Origin of the sequence: Liquorilactobacillus sicerae (genome assembly GCF_029916425.1) — a bacterium.
GTDB lineage: Bacteria > Bacillota > Bacilli > Lactobacillales > Lactobacillaceae > Liquorilactobacillus > Liquorilactobacillus sicerae.
In genome coordinates this window covers 1-433 of record NZ_JAHAVQ010000268.1, presented here as the reverse complement: position 1 = coordinate 433, position 433 = coordinate 1, and the positions used below count along the sequence as shown (strand labels likewise).

Genomic DNA, 433 nt, shown 5'->3' with positions numbered 1-433 from the left:
CTATACTTTGTTAGCCAAAAAAATTAGCTATTTACCGCCAATTGCTTCGACAAGTGTAATTGTCTTTTTTAGCTTAATTATTATGCTTCCTTTTTTTATAAACTCGAATTTTAATTGGTCGTTTAAAGCACCAACCTTTTACAGCATTATTTATTTAGGTTTATTTCCATCGGTAGGTTCGTTGGTGTTTTGGAACAGTGCCGTTCCGGTTATTGGAGCAGGGAAGTCTGGTATCTTTTTAAACCTGATTACAGTATTTACCGTCATTATCAGTGTTATTTTAGGCAACAAGGTAACTGCTATTCAAATAATTGGTGGAGTAATTGTAATTTTGGGAGTTTATTTAACTAACAAGAAAACTGGCCAACTAAATTAAATGGAGCTTATTTTAGGGCGTTTCAAATGGTCAGTGGTTTTTAATTCATTTATATGC

The 433-nt window shown here is 32.8% G+C and carries 1 protein-coding gene; it reads left to right on the top strand.

Annotation, left to right across the window (positions count from 1 at the left end; genetic code table 11):
- On the top strand, positions 1 to 376 hold a 376-nt coding region (locus tag KH893_RS12380; RefSeq protein WP_281166348.1), incomplete at its 5' end, for a DMT family transporter.
- Positions 377 to 433: the final 57 nt, after the last annotated feature.